The sequence below is a fragment of the Streptomyces albipurpureus genome (assembly GCF_023701525.1).
Taxonomy (GTDB): Bacteria; Actinomycetota; Actinomycetes; order Streptomycetales; family Streptomycetaceae; genus Streptomyces; species Streptomyces albipurpureus.
Genome location: NZ_JAMQAW010000010.1, coordinates 345487 through 362620 on the forward strand (window position 1 = coordinate 345487; position 17134 = coordinate 362620).

At 69.0% G+C, this 17134-nt stretch carries 13 protein-coding genes and 1 pseudogene; 4 read left to right on the forward strand and 10 right to left on the reverse strand.

The window, feature by feature from the left end:
- The first annotated feature begins 389 nt into the window (after positions 1-389).
- Positions 390-1112 (forward strand): polysaccharide deacetylase family protein, encoded by a 723-nt coding sequence (locus tag NBG84_RS13590; protein WP_250919647.1) that lies wholly within the window; start codon positions 390-392, stop codon positions 1110-1112.
- A gap of 178 nt (positions 1113-1290) precedes the next feature.
- On the opposite strand, the gene NBG84_RS13595 is transcribed toward NBG84_RS13590, so the two are convergent.
- The 7 genes from NBG84_RS13595 to NBG84_RS13625 form a co-directional block, all read right to left on the reverse strand.
- Positions 1291-2568: a thymidine phosphorylase gene (locus NBG84_RS13595; RefSeq protein ID WP_250919762.1), complete on the reverse strand. Its 1278-nt coding sequence runs from the start codon at positions 2566-2568 to the stop codon at positions 1291-1293.
- 97 nt (positions 2569-2665) lie between these two features.
- Positions 2666-3061 (reverse strand): cytidine deaminase, encoded by a 396-nt coding sequence (locus tag NBG84_RS13600; RefSeq protein ID WP_250919648.1) that lies wholly within the window; start codon positions 3059-3061, stop codon positions 2666-2668.
- Positions 3058-4347, reverse strand: a complete 1290-nt coding sequence (locus tag NBG84_RS13605; RefSeq protein ID WP_250919649.1) for an ABC transporter permease — start codon at positions 4345-4347, stop codon at positions 3058-3060. Before NBG84_RS13605 ends, NBG84_RS13600 begins: the two co-directional genes overlap by 4 nt.
- The gene (locus NBG84_RS13610) at positions 4344-5456 is read right to left on the reverse strand and encodes an ABC transporter permease (protein ID WP_250919650.1); all 1113 of its coding nucleotides are present in this window, start codon (positions 5454-5456) and stop codon (positions 4344-4346) included. Before NBG84_RS13610 ends, NBG84_RS13605 begins: the two co-directional genes overlap by 4 nt.
- Positions 5453-7162 (reverse strand): ABC transporter ATP-binding protein, encoded by a 1710-nt coding sequence (locus NBG84_RS13615; RefSeq protein ID WP_250919763.1) that lies wholly within the window; start codon positions 7160-7162, stop codon positions 5453-5455. Before NBG84_RS13615 ends, NBG84_RS13610 begins: the two co-directional genes overlap by 4 nt.
- 239 nt (positions 7163-7401) lie before the next feature.
- Positions 7402-8448 carry a BMP family lipoprotein gene (locus NBG84_RS13620; protein ID WP_250919651.1) on the reverse strand — a complete coding sequence of 349 codons (1047 nt, stop codon included), beginning with the start codon at positions 8446-8448 and terminating at the stop codon, positions 7402-7404.
- Between the two features lie 554 nt (positions 8449-9002).
- Positions 9003-10232, reverse strand: a complete 1230-nt coding sequence (locus tag NBG84_RS13625; protein ID WP_250919764.1) for an amidohydrolase — start codon at positions 10230-10232, stop codon at positions 9003-9005.
- A 514-nt stretch (positions 10233-10746) separates the two neighbouring features.
- On the opposite strand from NBG84_RS13625, the pseudogene NBG84_RS13630 reads away from it, so the two are divergent.
- From NBG84_RS13630 to NBG84_RS13640, 3 genes and pseudogenes are all read left to right on the forward strand, one after another.
- Positions 10747-11337: pseudogene (locus tag NBG84_RS13630) on the forward strand (CBS domain-containing protein); the annotation flags it as partial.
- Positions 11338-11612: 275 nt separating this feature from the next.
- Positions 11613-12536 carry a universal stress protein gene (locus NBG84_RS13635; RefSeq protein WP_250919652.1) on the forward strand — a complete coding sequence of 308 codons (924 nt, stop codon included), beginning with the start codon at positions 11613-11615 and terminating at the stop codon, positions 12534-12536.
- Between the two features lie 208 nt (positions 12537-12744).
- On the forward strand, positions 12745-13743 hold the full coding sequence (locus tag NBG84_RS13640) for an Acg family FMN-binding oxidoreductase (protein WP_250919653.1): 999 nt from the start codon (positions 12745-12747) through the stop codon (positions 13741-13743).
- 444 nt (positions 13744-14187) lie between these two features.
- Here NBG84_RS13640 and NBG84_RS13645 read toward each other — a convergent pair whose 3' ends face one another.
- The 3 genes from NBG84_RS13645 to NBG84_RS13655 form a co-directional block, all read right to left on the reverse strand.
- Positions 14188-14487: a DUF1876 domain-containing protein gene (locus NBG84_RS13645; RefSeq protein ID WP_250919654.1), complete on the reverse strand. Its 300-nt coding sequence runs from the start codon at positions 14485-14487 to the stop codon at positions 14188-14190.
- Positions 14488-14567: 80 nt separating this feature from the next.
- Entirely contained in the window at positions 14568-15227 is a 660-nt protein-coding gene (gene leuE, locus NBG84_RS13650; protein WP_250919655.1) for a leucine efflux protein LeuE, read from the reverse strand.
- 253 nt (positions 15228-15480) lie between these two features.
- The gene (locus NBG84_RS13655; protein WP_250919656.1) at positions 15481-17061 is read right to left on the reverse strand and encodes an acyl-CoA mutase large subunit family protein; all 1581 of its coding nucleotides are present in this window, start codon (positions 17059-17061) and stop codon (positions 15481-15483) included.
- Positions 17062-17134 lie beyond the last annotated feature (73 nt).

Here is a 17134-nt window from a genome sequence, read left to right on the forward strand (position 1 = left end):
CCAGCTGGGCGGTCCCGCGGTGGGCTCAGCGCGGCCAGGACGCGGTGCCCGCGCCCGTTCCGCGCGGAGAGATGGGCTGCCGCCAGTGGTGGGGCCTGGAAGGTGGGGCTCCTGGGGCCCAGGTGGTGGGCGTGCTGCAAGGTGCGATGGAGGGCTCCCGGAATCCGGGATTAGCGCTCCGCGGAACCGCCTGCTCGCGTTCAATGGTCCCCGGCCGAAGTTCGCACGAACGTGCGAGGAATCCGGCCTCGCGTGGAGGGCTGGCATGGAACGGCGAACGGGGTTCTGAGCACGGCCTTCGGGCGCCGCATATGTCCTGTGCACCGAAGCTTCGAGCCGCTCCGAGTCCTGCCCGACCACGACAGCCCATCAACCGAGAGGAACTCGGAATGAAAAAGCGAGGCAGGTCGCGGATATGGCTCGGCGCCGCCCTGGCGACCCTGATGTCAGCGTTCGCGTTGGCGCCGGGTGCCGCACAGGCAGACTCCGGGAACCGCTGCTCCGGGGGCTATGTGGCCATCACCTTCGATGACGGTCCGACCGCCAGCACGCCCGCGTATCTCCAGGCGCTGCGTGATGCCGGACGGGTCAGAGCCACCTGGTTCGTGACGGGCACGTTAGCGAGTGCCCAGCCTGACGGCACGCGACGGATCGCGGCCGAGGGCCATGAGATCGGCAACCACTCGTACACCCACCCGAACCTCGTCGCTCTCGACGCACCCACCGCGTTCGCGGAACTGCGGGACACCAGCCGTGTCGTCCGGGCGCAGACGGGCCGGGCACCGAAGCTCTTCCGGCCGCCGTTCGGGAGCACCGACGCGCGCACCCGGCAGGACGCTGCCAGGCTCGGGATGACCGAGGTGATCTGGACGGCCGACACGGTCGACTGGAGCGGAATCCCCACCGACACCATCGTGGCGAACGCGCTCACGGTGCAGGCGGGCGGCATCATCCTGCTGCACGACGGTCTCCCGGCGACGCTCGCGGCCATCCCGAAGATCGTCGACGGGCTCGCCGAACGCAGTCTGTGCGCCGGCCGGATCGTCCGCACGGCCACCCCGGTCCAGGCGTGGCCCGGCCTGACCTTCCACGCCAAGGCCGCCCGCTGGTGACAGAGCGGTTCCCGCGCTGGAAACCGTGCCGGTAACGGGTCGGCGCCGCCTCGTCCGCTGGTCCCGAGGTACGCCGGGGACGGTCCGGGCCCAACTGCCCGGACCGTCCCCGATGCGGTACGAGGCAACCTCAGGGCGTCCTGGATACCGTCGCCCCGCCCAGGGCGCCCGGCACCCCCTAGGCGATACGGCCCCGCACGATCGGCGGCGCCGTGAACTCCGTACCGGCCGGGGCGATGTCATAGCTCGACCCCAGCGACTGGAGTGCGTACGCGAACTTCTCCGGGGTGTCCGTGTGCAGGGTCAGCAGCGGCTGGCCCGCGGTCACCGGGTCACCGGGCTTGGCGTGCAGTTCCACGCCCGCGCCCGCCTGCACCGGGTCCTCCTTGCGGGCCCGGCCAGCGCCCAGGCGCCAGGCCGCGACGCCGATGTCATAGGCGTCGAGACGGGTCAGTACGCCCGAGGCGGGTGCGGTGACGACATGCTGTTCACGGGCGATGGGGAGGTCCGCGTCCGGGTCCCCGCCCTGGGCGGAGATCATGCGGCGCCAGACATCCATCGCCGAGCCATCGGCCAGCGCCTTCGCCGGGTCGGCGCCCTCGATACCCGCGGCGGCGAGCATCTCCCGGGCCAGGGCCAGGGTCAGTTCCACCACATCGGCGGGGCCGCCTCCGGCGAGGACCTCGATGGACTCACGGACTTCCAGGGCGTTGCCCGCGGTGAGGCCGAGCGGGGTCGACATATCGGTGAGCAGCGCGACCGTCTTCACCCCGCTGTCGGTGCCCAGCGCCACCATGGTGGAGGCGAGCTCTCGGGCGTCCTCGATGTTCTTCATAAAGGCGCCGGTGCCGACCTTGACGTCCAGGACCAGGGAGCCCGTGCCCTCGGCGATCTTCTTCGACATGATCGAGGAGGCGATCAGCGGGATGGCCTCGACGGTGCCGGTGACATCGCGGAGTGCGTAGAGCTTCTTGTCGGCCGGGGCCAGCCCGTCGCCGGCCGCGCAGATCACGGCGCCGGTGGTGTCCAGGACATGGAGCATCTCCTCGTTGGAGAGCAGCGCGCGCCAGCCGGGGATGGACTCCAACTTGTCGAGCGTGCCACCGGTGTGGCCAAGGCCCCGTCCCGACAGTTGCGGCACGGCCGCACCGCAGGCGGCGACCAGCGGGGCGAGCGGCAGGGTGATCTTGTCGCCGACGCCGCCGGTGGAGTGCTTGTCCGCGGTGGGGCGGGTGAGGGTGTCAAAGCTCATCCGCTCGCCGGAGGCGATCATCGCGGCCGTCCAGCGGGCGATCTCCGTCCGGTTCATGCCGTTCAGCAGGATGGCCATCGCCAGCGCCGACATCTGCTCGTCGGCGACCTCACCACGGGTGTAGGCGTCGATGACCCAGTCGATCTGCTCGGGGCTCAGCTCACCCCGGTCCCGCTTGGTGCGGATGACGGAGATGACGTCCATGGCATTCCTCCAGAATGGCAGCTCACCGCGCTCTACGCGCATAGAGACGAGGGTAAGGGAGCGGCCCCTCCTAAGGAACGGAGGGGCCGCGGGGGTTTTACCGAAGATGCTCAGGGCCGAACGGCTGCGGAAGTATCGCGACCAGGGGGACGATTCCCTTGGGCGTGTCCATCAGCAACTCGGGGCCGCCGAACTCATAGAGCAGCTGACGGCACCGACCGCAGGGCACCAGGCTCTCGCCCTGGCCGTCCACACAGGTGAAGTGGGTCAGCCGGCCGCCTCCGGTGGCCTGGAGTTGGGAGACAAGACCGCACTCGGCGCAGAGCGACAGCCCGTAGGAGGCGTTCTCCACATTGCAGCCGGTGACCGTACGTCCGTCGTCGACGAGGGCGGCGACGCCGACCGGGAAGCCCGAGTAGGGGGCGTACGCATGGGACATGGCCTCCCGCGCCCGTTCCCGCAGGGTCGCCCAGTCGACCGTCGCTTCGATCATTTGCCCTGGCCCTTGCGGTAGCGCATACCGTCCGCCTTGGGCATGCGGAGCCGTTGCGCGGAGAGGGAGAGGACCAGCAGGGTCACGACGTACGGGGTGGCGGTGACGAACTCGGTCGGGACCGTGTCCGTACCCAGGTACCAGACCAGCACACCGGCGGCGATGACTCCGCTGATCGCGGCCGTCCGGTAGCTCTTGCGGTAGAGCTTCCACAGCGCGATGCCGGCCAGGATGACGACGAGCAGAAGCAGTAGCGCGTGGACGGACTGGCCGCCGTTGCGCAGCTGGAGCGCGTCGGCGAAGCCGAAGAGGCCGGCGCCCATGGCGAGCCCGCCGGGCCGCCAGTTACCGAAGATCATCGCCGCCAGGCCGATATAGCCACGGCCGCCGGTCTGACCCTCGTTGTAGATGTTGGAGGTGACCAGCGCCAGGAAGGCACCGCCGAGTCCGGCCATACCACCGGAGACGATCACCGCGATGTACTTGTACTTGTAGACGTTCACACCGAGCGATTCGGCGGCGATCGGGTTCTCGCCGCAGGAGCGCAGCCGCAGACCGAACGAGGTCTTCCACAGCACCAGGAAGGTCAGCACGAACAGCAGCACGGCGACGATGGTGAGCAGCGAGAGATTGGTGACCAGACCGCGGAGCACACCGGCGATGTCCGAGACGAAGAACCAGTGGTGCTTCTCGATATCACCGAGCCAGTCGGAGACACCGGGCACGGTGATGGTGGTGATGGGCTCGGACGGCGGTGACTGTTTGGGGCTGCCGCCCTTGGCCAAGGCCTCAGGGCTGTTGAACCACAGCTTGGCGAAGTAGGTGGTGAACCCGACGGCCAGGATGTTGATCGCGATACCGGAGATGATGTGGTCGACGCCGAAGGTGACGGTGGCGATGGCGTGCAGCAGACCACCGGCCATGCCGCCGAGCACACCCGCGAGGACACCGATCCAGGGGTCGGTCTGCCAGCCGGCCCAGGCACCGAAGAAGGTGCCCAGGATCAGCATGCCCTCAAGGCCGATGTTGACCACGCCCGCGCGCTCGGCCCATAGACCGCCGAGACCCGCCATACCGATGGGCACGGCCATGGCCAGTGCGGCGCTGATCTGACCGGCGGAGGTGATGTCCTGCGCACCGGTGATGGCGCGCACCGCGGACAGGGCGACCAGTGCGCCCGCGATGATCAGCAGGATGACCGGGAAGGAGAGGCGGGTACGCCCCTTCTTGCCGCCACTCACCCTGGGTGCCGTGGGCGGCGGGGTGGAAGTCGCTGTGGCACTCACGCCGACACCTCCTGGTTCTCGGAGTTACGGGCCTGGGCGGCGAGCTTGGCGCCGACCTGCCGCTGCTGGCGCTTGAGGCCGTAGCGGCGCACCACTTCGTACGCGATGACGACACACAGCACGATGACGCCCTGGATGACGCCGACGATCTCCTTGTCGTAGCCCTGGAACTCCAGCTGGCCGCTGCCGCGCTCCAGGAAGGCCCACAGCAGCGCGCCGAGCGCGATGCCGACGGGGTTGTTGCGGCCGAGCAGGGCGATGGCGATACCGGTGAAGCCGATGCCGACGGGGAAGTCTCCGCCGTACTCGTAGGAGTCGTTGAGCAGCGTCGGCATACCGATCAGACCGGCCATGGCGCCGGAGATCAGCATGGAGGTGACGATCATCTTCTTGACGTTCACCCCACTGGCCTCGGCCGCGCTGCCGGACTGGCCGACCGTACGGAGGTCGAAGCCGAAGCGGGTGCGGGCGAGGGTGAACCAGAACACGATGCCCGCGATGATCGCGACGACGATGAAGCCCCAGACCGGAGCGGGCTGGGTCGGGAACTCGAAGAAGTGCGCGGACTCGGGGAGTGGCTTGGTGGCGATCTTCGTCCCCGCCTCGTCCAGCTCGCCGAGACGCCCCACCTGGAGCAGATAGCCGATGATCGCCGTGGCGATGGCGTTGAGCATGATCGTGGAGACGACCTCGCTGACCCCGCGGGTGACCTTGAGGACACCGGCGATACCGGCCCACATCGCGCCGACGATCATCGCGCAGAGGATGATCAGCGGGATCTGGATCGCGCCGGGGAGGGTGAGCGCACCACCGAGGGCGGCGGCGAAGAAGGCGGCGAGGCGGTACTGGCCGTCGACGCCGATGTTGAACAGGTTCATCCGGAAGCCGATGGCGACCGCGAGTCCTGCCAGGTAGTAGGTCGTGGCCTTGTTCAGGATGTAGACCTGGCTGTCCGACTTCGATCCGTAGTCGAACATGATCCGGAAGGCGTTGAAGGGCTCCTTGCCGGTGGCGGCCAGCACCACTGCCGTGACCAGGAACGCCACGATGATGGCGAGCAGTGGGGCCGCGATCGCCAGGAGCACCCGCTCCTTGTCGAACTTCTTCATCGGTCCTCTCCCCCGTCCGTGTCGCTGCCCGTGTCGGGGGTGCTGGGGTCATTGGGGGTATCGGCGCCGGCACGGGGGCCGGTGCCGCTGTCGGCTTGGGTGCCGGCCGGGCCTTCGGCCGAGGTGTCGTCGGCTGGAGTGTCGTCGGCTGAGGCCTCTTCGACGGGGGCTTCGAGATGCCCGGTGGCCGCGCCCGTCATCGCCGAGCCCAGTTCCTCCGGGGTGATCGTGGCCGGATCGGCGTCCGCGACCAACCGGCCGCGGTACATCACCCGCAGGGTGTCGGAGAGTCCGATCAGCTCATCCAGGTCCGCGGAGATCAGGAGTACGGCCAGGCCCTCCCGGCGGGCGGCCCGGATCTGGTCCCAGATCTGCGCCTGGGCTCCCACGTCCACACCCCGGGTGGGGTGCGCGGCGATCAAGAGCTTGGGCGCGTGGCTCATCTCCCGGCCCACGATCAGCTTCTGCTGGTTGCCGCCCGAGAGGGAGGCCGCGGTGACCTCGATACCGGGGGTGCGGACGTCGTACTCGCGCACGATCCGCTCGGTGTCGGCGCGGGCCGCCCGGGGGTCGAGGAAGACGCCCTTGCTGTTGGGCTTCTCGGTGACATGGCCGAGGATGCGGTTCTCCCACAGGGGTGCTTCCAGGAGCAGGCCGTGGCGGTGGCGGTCCTCGGGGATGACGGCCATGCCGTCCTCGCGCCGCTTGCGGGTCGGCCGGTGCGAGATGTCCACCGAGTCGAGGGAGAGCACTCCGCTCTCCAGGGTGCGCATTCCCATGATCGCCTCGACCAGTTCGGACTGGCCGTTGCCCTCCACACCGGCGATGCCCAGGACCTCGCCCTTGTGGATGGTGAAGTCGATGCCGTCGAGCAGTGAGCGGACGACTCCATCAGGGTCGGTGGCGGTCAGCCGCAGATTCTCCACCTGGAGCATCGGCACTTCGGTGACGGTCGACTCACGGGTCTCCGGTGAGGGCAGTTCGCTGCCGACCATCAGCTCGGCGAGCTGCTTGGTGGTGGTGTTGGCGGGGTCCGCGGTGCCGACCGTCGTGCCGCGGCGGATGACCGTGATGTCATCGGCGACCGAGAGCACCTCGCCCAGCTTGTGCGAGATGAAGATGACGGTCAGGCCCTCGGCCTTGAGCTCACGCAGATTGTCGAAGAGCGCCTCGACCTCCTGCGGTACCAGGACGGCGGTCGGCTCATCGAGGATCAGGGTGCGGGCACCCCGGTAGAGGACCTTGAGGATCTCGACGCGCTGCCGGTCGGCTACACCGAGGTCTTCGACATGGACATCGGGGCGGACGTTCAGACCGTAGGCGTCCGAGATCTCCTTGATCTTGGCGCGGGCCCTGTCGCCGATCCCGTACAGCTTCTCCGAGCCGAGAACGACGTTCTCCAGCACGGTGAGGTAGTCGGCGAGCATGAAGTGCTGGTGCACCATGCCGATGCCGCGGGCGATGGCATCGCCCGGGTTGGAGAACGTGACCTGTTCGCCGTCGACCTCGATGGTGCCCTCGTCCGGTTTCTGCATACCGTAGAGGATCTTCATCAGGGTGGACTTGCCCGCGCCGTTCTCGCCGATGAGGGCGTGGACGGTACCGCGGCGCACGGTGATGTCGATGTCGTGGTTGGCCACGACACCGGGGAATCGTTTGGTGATGCCGCGGAGCTCTACGGCATGGGAACTGCTGGACGCGTTGATGGCGCACTCTCCCTGGGCAGGAGCGGAGGAGGAGCAGAGGCGGGGTGGTAGCGGGGGCTGCCGGATGGTGCGGGGTGTCGGCTGGTCCGTTGCTGGATGCGTGGTGGCGAAAACTACCGTGCGCAACGGGAAGCTACGCGCGTAGCGCCAGCAACTTGTCGAGGCGATGGACCCACTACGTGCATCGGGGCCCGGAAGAGTGGGCGAGCCGCTCTTCCGGGCCCCGATCGCTGGACCGATCAGGTCGTGGTCTTGACCTTGATCTGACCGTCGACGATCTTCTTCTTCGCCTCGTCCAGCTTGGGCTGGATGTCCTTGAGGTGGTCACCCGTGGTGGTGAGGCTGACACCGTCCTCGGCGAGCGAGTAGACGTGCGTACCGGTCAGCGGCTTGCCGTCCTTGACGGACTTCGACAGCTCGAAGACACCGGTGTCGACGTTCTTCACGACCGAGGTCAGGATCGAGGCCGCGTACTTGGAGAGCGCCGGGTCCTTGGCCTGGTCCGAGTCGACGCCGATGGCCCAGGTGCCCGGCTTGGCGGCGACGGCCGCGATGGCACCGGCGCCGGAGCCGCCGGCCGCCGTGTAGATGACGTCAATGCCCTTGTCGAGCATTCCCTGGGCGGCGAACTTGCCCTTGTCCGGGCTGGCGAAGCCGGAGGTGTCCGTACCCGTGGAGAGGTACTGGATCTGCACCGTGGCCTTCGGGTTGGTCTCGGCGACACCCTGCTCGAAGCCGGCGGCGAACTTCTTGATCAGCGGAAGGTCGACACCGCCGATGAAGCCGATCTTGCCGTCCTTGGACTTCAGCGCGGCGGCGACACCGGCGAGGTAGGAGCCCTGCTCCTCGGTGAAGACGATGCTGTCGACGTTCTTGACGTCGGAGACCGAGTCAACGAGGCCGAAGGAGGTCTTCGGGTACTCCTTGGCGATCTTGTCGACCGCGGTCTTGTAGAGGTAGCCCACGGCGAAGACCGGGTTGTAGCCGTCCTTCGCGAGCGAGGCGAGGCGGGTCTCACGGTCGGCCGGGGTCTCGCTGGTCCGGGCGGTGAGCTCCTTGGTCTCCGCGCCGAGCTCCTTCTTGGCCTTGTCCAGGCCACGGGCGGCGGAGTCGTTGAACGAGTTGTCGCCACGGCCGCCGACGTCGTAGGCCATGCCGATCTTCAGCTTGCCGCTGTCGTCCGATCCTCCACCGCTATCGGTCGACGACTCGCCACATCCGGTGGCGGTGAGTGCGATAGCCGCGGCTGCGATGGACGCGACCGCGATCTTTGATACCTGGCGCAAGAGGAGGGTCCCTTCGAGGCTGACCGAAAGCGCCTCTTCCGGCGCTGGTTTCGCCGCGATCGTAACGCGCGTAGATGTCAGTTAAAACCACGTTCATGAGTCGTTATCGGATCGTCGCAAGACAGGCTCAGGCGCACCGCGCGGGCCCCGCTCGGGGAGCTGATCGTCCGGACGGATACCCCTAGATCGGGCGGGCGAATCGGTACATAACAGCGGCGGTCCTGAGGTGGTGCGCCAGCGGCCGACCCCTCAGGCCCCGGGCGATGCCCCTCTTCACGTCCCCCTCCCGCACACCTGGGGACCCACCCGTCCACCCGAACCGTTCTGGACCGCGTTGGACCGCGTTCGTCGGACCCGCGCCCCGGCGATCGGATACCACCGGGGGCTGTCTCCACGGAAGGCGACGGGGCTCATGGGTGCGCGCGAGGGGGGTGGGTGGCGATGGGCCCTTTGGACCGGCGGATGGCCGAGCGGGGGCTTGGCACCGGCGGGTGGCTCCCCGGTGGCCCTTGGCGACGGCAGAGGGCCGACCGGGTGGCCTGGCGCCCGAGGGGTCAGCCCGTGGCCGCCTCGGCGTCGAGCAGTGCCGCCGCGGTGAAGAGCTCGACCCCGACCTGGATCGCGTCCTCGTCGGCGTCGAAGTCACCTCGGTGCAGATCGCGCTTGACCGTGTCACCCGGCGTACGCACCCCCAGCCTGGCCATCGCACCGGGCACATGCTCCAGGTACCAGGAGAAGTCCTCGCCGCCGAGGCTCTGCTCGGTGTCCTCAATGGCATGGGCACCGCGGCGGGCCGTCTGTGCCGCGTGCAGCAGTTCGGTGACGTCCGGGTCGTTCACCACCGGCGGCACCCCGCGGATGTAGTTGATCTGCGACTTCGCCCGATGCAGGGTCGCGACCTCGTCGATCGCGGCGTGCACCAGATCCGGAGCGGCCCGCCACCCCGGGAGGTCCAGGCAGCGCACGGTGCCGGAGAGCTCGGCATGCTGGGGAATGACATTGCACGCGTGCCCCGCCTCGATGCGGCCCCAGGTGACGGCGAGCCCGGAACGGGCGTCCACCCGGCGAGCGAGCACCGCGGGGACCTCCGTGGCCACCTTCGCCGCCGCTGTCACCAGGTCCGTGGTCAGATGCGGCCTCGCCGTATGCCCACCGGGGCCGTCGAGGGTGACTTCGAGCCGGTCACAGGCCGAGGTGATGGGTCCGGGGCGCAGGCCGATGACTCCCGCGTCCACCTTGGGGTCGCAGTGGACCCCGATGATCTTGCCGACGCCTTCCAGCACTCCCGACTCGATGGCGTCGGCCGCGCCGCCCGGGAGTACCTCCTCGGCCGGCTGGAAGACAAGCCGCACGGGTCGGGGAAGCAGTCCCCGGCGATCCAGTTCGGCCAGCACGAGACCGGCTCCGAGTACCGCAGCGGTGTGGATGTCATGTCCACAGGCATGGGCCCGATGGGGAACGGTGGAGCGGTAGGGAACTCCCACCTTGGTGTCCGGGATGGGAAGCGCGTCGATGTCCGCACGGAGCGCCAGCAGGGGCGTTACGCCGTCCCAGGAGCCGATGTCACACATGAGTCCGGTACCGATGGACAGTACGCGCGGCTCCAGCCCGGCCTGCTCAAGGCGGGCCTTGAGGGCCGCGGTCGTACGGAACTCCTGGTTGCCCAGCTCGGGGTGCATATGCAGATCCCGGCGGAAGGCGATGAGCTCGGCACGTAGTTCGCTGGACAGGGTGCCGGGCAGTTCGACGCTCCCTGGCAGGTCGGCTTCGGACTCGCGGGACATCAGTTGGTTCACCTGTTGAAGGGTAATCCCAGGCAGGGGCCAACTGGCCACTGATCAACGAAAGTTCAATCCGATAGACGAAGAGAACATGGCCCCTAGGGGCATGATTGCCCGGGTCTGCGGGTATGGTCACGCCTCGTTTTTGACGGTACCGCAGCCCGGCGCACTTGGCCTTCGCTGGGAGCCGGGTGGGCGAGCGAGCGGGGGGCGAGCACCGCGAGGCTCCCGCACATCGGTTCGATCACACCGCATGACCTCCGCCTCCGCACCCCGTTCTGGTGCAACCAAGACCAAACGTTTGCAACCAGGATCAATCATTACAGACGGCAACACGGGACGGAGGATGTACCGCCCTGACGTCGGGCGCATGGGGAGCGACACCGTTATCAGGACCGTGAGCCCCCGCCAAAGGGTCGAAGGTCCCTGTGCGCTGACGTATCCGAGGTTCCAGTCTTGTGATCAGATCGTGTGATCAAAGGCGAATGATCGATATGTCCGGAGAGGTTGGCGAGCCATGAGAAACCGCAGGGTCACTGACCTGATGACGCCCACCGCTGTGAGCGTCCAGCGGGGAACCGGGTTCAAGGAGATCGCGCGCCTACTCGATGAGTACGGCATCACGGCCGTACCGGTGGTCGATGAGGACGAACGGCCGGTCGGCGTGGTGTCGGAGGCTGATCTGCTGCGCAGACAGACCTCGCAGACGATCGGGAACACGGCCGAGACACTGATGACCAGCCCCGCAGTCGTGGCACAACCGCACTGGAGCGCGATCCGGGCCGCCCGGGTGATGGAGCAGTACCGGATCAAACGGCTGCCCGTCGTGGACGGGGACGGCAGGCTGACCGGGGTGATCAGCCGCAGTGACCTCCTTCAGCTCTTCCTCCGCAGGGACCGGTCGATCCAGGAGGAGATCCTGGAGGACGTCCTCACCCAGACCCTGGGGCTGTCACCGTCCGCCATGACGGTGGATGTCACGGACGGCGTCGTCACCCTCAGCGGCACGGTGGAGCGCAGCAGCCTGATCCCGGTGACGGTGCGGCTGTGCGAGAGCGTGGACGGGGTGGTGGATGTGGTCGACCGGTTGCGCTACGAGGCCGATGACACCGGGGCGGCGGGGGCCGGGACCGGAACAGCAGAGACCGGAACGGCGGCGGGGGCCGCGCGGCCCGGGGAACCCGGGGTGCTTGAGGGGAGTACGGAAGCCTCTCCCGGGTCCATCGCGGCGGAGGTCTCCTCCGCCCTTGACTCGCCCAGGCCACCGGACGCCTCGCGCCGGGGTGGGGAGCCGGGGAACCTCGGGGTGGCGGCCCATGGGCTCCGTCCCGAACAGAGTCCTCAGCCCGAGGACGCCCAGGTGGCGGGTAGGAGGTCGGAGCGTTGACCCATCATGTGACCGCTGGTGTGGATGGCAGCCCGGAGGGTCTCGCGGCCGCCGAGTGGGCCGTCGAGGAGGCTCGGCTGCGCGGGGTGCCGCTCCGACTGGTGCATGTGGCGGAGAAGCCCCTCACCCTCGTGGTGGCCGCTCTCGCGATCAACGCCGACCAACCCGCTGGAGCTGCCGGCGCCGACGCGGCCGGTGACGCCGTCCTGCGGGAGACCGCCCGGACGCTTCGCGAGCGGCATCCGGACATCGAGATCACCACCCGCAGACGCTCGGGTCGAGCGCCCGCCGCGCTGGCGTCGGAAGCCGACGAGGCCGGGATGCTGGTGCTCGGTTCGCGCGGGCTCGGTGGAGTGGCGGGCTTCCTCATCGGTTCGGTCGGCACCGCCACGATCGGGGCGACCGCCCGTCCCGTGGTGCTGGTGCGGCCCGCACCGGCGGGTGAGCCGGGCCCCGCACCGGTGGGCCGGAGCCCGGACGGCGGGCGGGACCAGGCCGCCCAAGGCGATGTGGTCGTCGCGGTCGACATCCACGATCCCGCCGACGAAACCCTGGTCTTCGCCTTTGATGAGGCGGCACGACGAGGTTGCGCCGTCCGTGCCGTGCACGGCTGGCGGCTTCCCCGTCTCCTGGGACTGGCCATCGACGGGGACAGCCGGCTCGACCTGGAGCGGGAGATCACCCGCACCCTGCGCGATCTGCTGCTCCCGTGGCGGCAGCGGTATCCGTCGGTGAAGGTGGTCGAGGAGGCGCGTACGGGCTCCCCCGCACATGCCGTGCTCGCGGCCTCGGCGCAAGCCGCGCTGGTGGTCGTGGGTCGGCGGGTGCGGCGGTCTCCGGTGGGCGGCCACATCGGTTCGGTCGCCCATGCGGTGCTGCACCACTCCATCGCCCCGGTGGCGATCGTCGCCCACAACTGAAACGTTTCTTCAAGGTCGCCACCACCAGCCGCCGCCACGAGCCGCCAACACCAGCCGCCAACACCAGTCGGCACCACCAGCCACCACCGCCGTTCGGCGCTTCGCCCAAAACTCAAAAGCGCCAGCCGAAACGTTCCTTCATTTTCGCGACCACGGCCCACCCACTCCGCCCTCGCCATCTGCTGAACCGCTCCCCCGAGGAGGACCCGTGCCTTCACGACCACTCGATCCCGCCGCCGTGACGGCCATCGTCCAGGACGCGGCAGCAGCCCCCTCCCTCCACAACGCCCAACCGTGGAAGTTCCGGCTGCTGCGGGAGAACGGGGTGCTCCAGTTGCGCGCTGATCCGACCAGGGCGATGCCTGCCGAGGACCCCGCGAACCGGGCCCTGCACCTGGGGTGCGGAGCGGCGCTCTTCAATCTGCGGGTCGCCGCCGCGCGGCAGGGCTGTGAGCCGGTCACCGCGCTGCTGCCGGACGGCTCGGACCCCGCGCTACTCGCCGAGGTCCGGCTCGATCTCCCGGTACGCCCCGACGACGACCTCGCGGCGCTCCACCCGGCGGTCAGCCTCCGCCACACCAGCAGGTTCCCCTTCACCGACGAGCCGATTCCCGTCGAGGTGCTCGATGGACTGTGCGCGGCGGCGCTACTGGAGGGCTGCCGGCTGGCCTTCCCCGATGACTGGCATGTGCAGACGGTGTTGGACCTGGTGCATGACGCCGAGGACCGGGCCGTGCACGACCCCGAGGCACGGGCCGAGTTGGCCCGCTGGACCAGGACGGAAGCACCGGATGGAGCAGCCGGGAACAGGCCGGGGGACGGCATCCCGGCGGACGCCTTCGGCCCTCGGCCGCGGGGCACCACCGGCCCGATGCGGGACTTCGCCCAGGGGGCACCGGTCCCGGGCCGGGAGTCGGCGTCCTTCGAGCGATATCCACGGCTCGGACTGCTTGGCACCGCCGAGGACCGGCCGGTGGACTGGCTGCGGGCCGGTCAGGCGATGGAGCGCGTACTGCTTCAGGCCACGCTGGACGGGCTGGCCGCCTCGCTGACCTCACAGGCGCTGGAGTGGCCGGAGCTGCGCTGGGCGGTGCGGGACCCCGGGTCGGCAACGGGTCAGGTTCAGATGGTTCTGCGGCTGGGATACGGCCCCGAGGGGACACCGACCCCCCGCAGGCCGGTGGACGACATCCTGGAGATCCGCTAGACGCCCTCCCACCGACGGAGCGGTGGGAGCGGGTACGGGCAGGTGGACGGGAGGTGCGGACGGGCGGTAGCGGCCAGGGGAGGCCAGCGGCCGGCTCGCCCGTAGCGGCAGGGGCGGTAGCGGCCACGGGAAACCTTGGGCGCGCTCGCCCGTAGCGGCCGGGCCACGGGGGTGACCACGCGGCGGGTGACAAGGCAGCGCGGCCAGTGGCCGGAGTGGCTGAACCGCAGGACGGTCAGGACAGTCAGGACGGTCAGACAGGGCCAGCGGACGGACGGGAAGGTCCGAGCGGGTGGCTCAACGCCAGGAACCGCGCCCAGTGGTGACGACCGGTGGCGGTGTCCCGACGTTCGGCCATCGCGGGCTTTGGTGGGGGTTTGTGTTGGTGGGTTTGGGACACCCCCCGACCGGTCGCGTGGCTACCGTGCCCGGCCCCGTACCGCCCTATCCCGAGGCCGGTGACCATCCGGTGTCAGGAACCCCGGGCGCCACCGGCGGGCCCGCGCCCATGGCCTCCAGATCACGGTCGGCCGCCCGCATCAGCTGACCGGACAGGTCCCGCATCGCCCGTGCGGCAGCCAACTCATCCCCGATCTCGGGGATGTCGGCGTCCGTGGGACTGCGGCGGGCCGCGCCCCGCCCGGTCAGTCGCCCCGAACCGGTGTCGAGCACCGCGCGGGCCTTGGTCGTGCCCTCGCCCTCGGACAGCGTGAGGTTGACCTTCCATTCCAAGGTCCGGGTCATGGCGCACCTCCTTGGCCGCGCCCGGCCGTGGTCAGCCGCCATGACGCGGTCCTGCTCTCAGCATCGCATCCGCGAACGGCTCAGGCGCTGCTGAGCGTGAGCTTCACGGCGAACCCCAGGAACAGGGCGCCTGCCGCGGAGGTCGCTCCCGCCGAGAGTCGCCGGCGGCGCCGGAAGGCCGCCGCCAGATGGGTGCCGGTGAAGATGAGCAGCGTCAGGTAGAGGAAGGAGGCCAGCTGGGCGAAGGCTCCGAGGACGACGAAGGACAGCGCGGGATACGCATAGGCGGGATCGACGAACTGTACGAAGAAGGCGATGAAGAAGAGGATCGCCTTGGGGTTGAGCAGGCTGATCACCAAGGCCCGCCGGAACGGTCGCTCCGCGCTTCCGCTGCTCTCCGCCGTCTCGGTCATGGCCGACTCGGGTAGCTCGCGCCGGGCACGCCACATGGACCACGCGGCCCGCAACAGCCCGATCGCCAGCCAGGTCAGATATCCCGCACCGGCGAACTTCACTATCCCGAAGAGGATCGCGTTGGCCTGGAGCAGGGATGCGACGCCTGCGGCCGACAGGACCATCAGTACGGCGTCACCGCACCACACCCCGGCGGCGGCCGTGTATCCGGTACGCACTCCGCGCCGGGCGGCGACCGAGAGCACATACAGCGAGTTGGGGCCTGGCAGGAGGACAATCAGGATGAGACCTGCCAGATAGGTCGGAAGATCGGTAACTCCCAGCATGTTGGGGAGTTTCGCACAGGGACACGACAACGCGTCAGTGTGTTCCCCGTCACGGATCACGCCATGGACGCCGTCGTGTCGTGTACGCCGTCACGGGTGCCGTCAGGGACAGCACCGGTACGGACGCACCGGCGCCGATCCCTGAACCGGGCACAGCGGCTGACATGGGAGGCAGCCGTGAGAGGCGGGTGGAGAGAGGTAGGCGCGCAGGGCGGACATCCAGCGGGCAGACCTGAGGCATGCCCACGGACCGTTAGAAGACATCGGTCGGCTCGTAGTCGCCCCATACCTCCCGCAGGGCATTGCACACCTCCCCGACCGTGGCCCGGGACCGCAGGGCCTCCTTCATCGGAGGGAGCACGTTCTCGGTTCCGCCGGCTGTCTGCCGCAGTGCGTCGAGTGCCGCCGTGACGGCTCGCCCATCACGCTCCTCCCGCAGCCGCGCCAGCCGTTCGGCCTGCCGGGCCTCGATCTCCGGGTCGACGCGTAGCGGCTCATACGGTTCCTCGGCATCCAGCGTGAAGCGATTGACGCCGATGACGACCCGTTCACCGCTGTCGGTCTCCCGCGCGATCCGGTACGCGCTGCGCTCGATCTCCCCCTTCTGGAAGCCCTGTTCGATCGCGCTCACCGCGCCGCCGAGATCCTCCACCCGCCGCATCAGCGCGAGCGTCGCCTCTTCCACCTCGTCCGTCAGCCTCTCGATGGCGTAGGAACCGGCGAAGGGGTCGACGGTCGCGGTCACATCGGTCTCGTACGCCAGTACCTGCTGGGTGCGCAGCGCCAGACGGGCGGACTTGTCCGTGGGGAGCGCGATCGCCTCGTCGAAGGAGTTGGTGTGCAGCGACTGGGTGCCGCCGAGCACGGCCGCGAGGCCCTGCACCGCGACCCGCACCAGATTGACCTCGGGCTGCTGTGCGGTCAGTTGCACTCCGGCTGTCTGGGTGTGGAAGCGAAGCATCAGCGATTTGGGGTCGCGGGCCCCGAACTCCTCGCGCATCACCCGGGCCCAGATCCGCCGTGCCGCCCGGAACTTGGCGACCTCCTCCAGGATCGTCGTACGCGCGACGAAGAAGAAGGAGAGCCGGGGCGCGAAGTCATCGACGTCCATCCCCGCGGCGAGTGCCGTCCGAACGTACTCGATGCCGTCGGCGAGGGTGAAGGCGATCTCCTGCACGGGCGTGGCCCCGGCCTCCGCCATGTGGTAGCCGGAGATCGAGATGGTGTTCCAGCGGGGGATCTCGGTACGGCAGTAGCGGAAGATGTCGGCGATCAGCCGAAGGGACGGCTGGGGCGGAAAGATATAGGTGCCTCGGGCGATGTACTCCTTGAGCACATCGTTCTGGATGGTGCCGCTGAGCCGGTGCGCTGGTACGCCCTGCTCCTCGCCGACGAGTTGGTAGAGCAGGAGCAGCAGGGCGGCCGGAGCGTTGATCGTCATCGAGGTGGAGACCTCGTCCAGCGGAATCCCGCCGAAGAGCACCCGCATGTCGTCGATGGAGTCGATGGCGACACCGACCTTGCCCACTTCGCCATGGGCGATCGGCGCGTCGGAGTCATGGCCCATCTGGGTGGGTAGGTCGAAGGCGACCGACAGGCCCGTGGTGCCGTGCTCGATGAGTTGCCGATAGCGGGCGTTGGACTCGGCGGCGGTGCCGAACCCGGCGTACTGGCGCATCGTCCACGGTCGACCGGTGTACATCGATGGGTAGACACCGCGGGTGTAGGGGTAGGTGCCGGGCTCGCCCAGTCGTTCCACCGGGTCCCAGCCGGTGAGCGTCTGGGGTCCGTAGACCGGTTCGATGGGTAGTCCCGATTCGGAGTGGTGGGCCATGGCTGTGCCTCTCCGGGATGCGGCTCGTCATCACAGCCCTTCCCGTATTGCGGAGGATTGTGCAACCGAACCG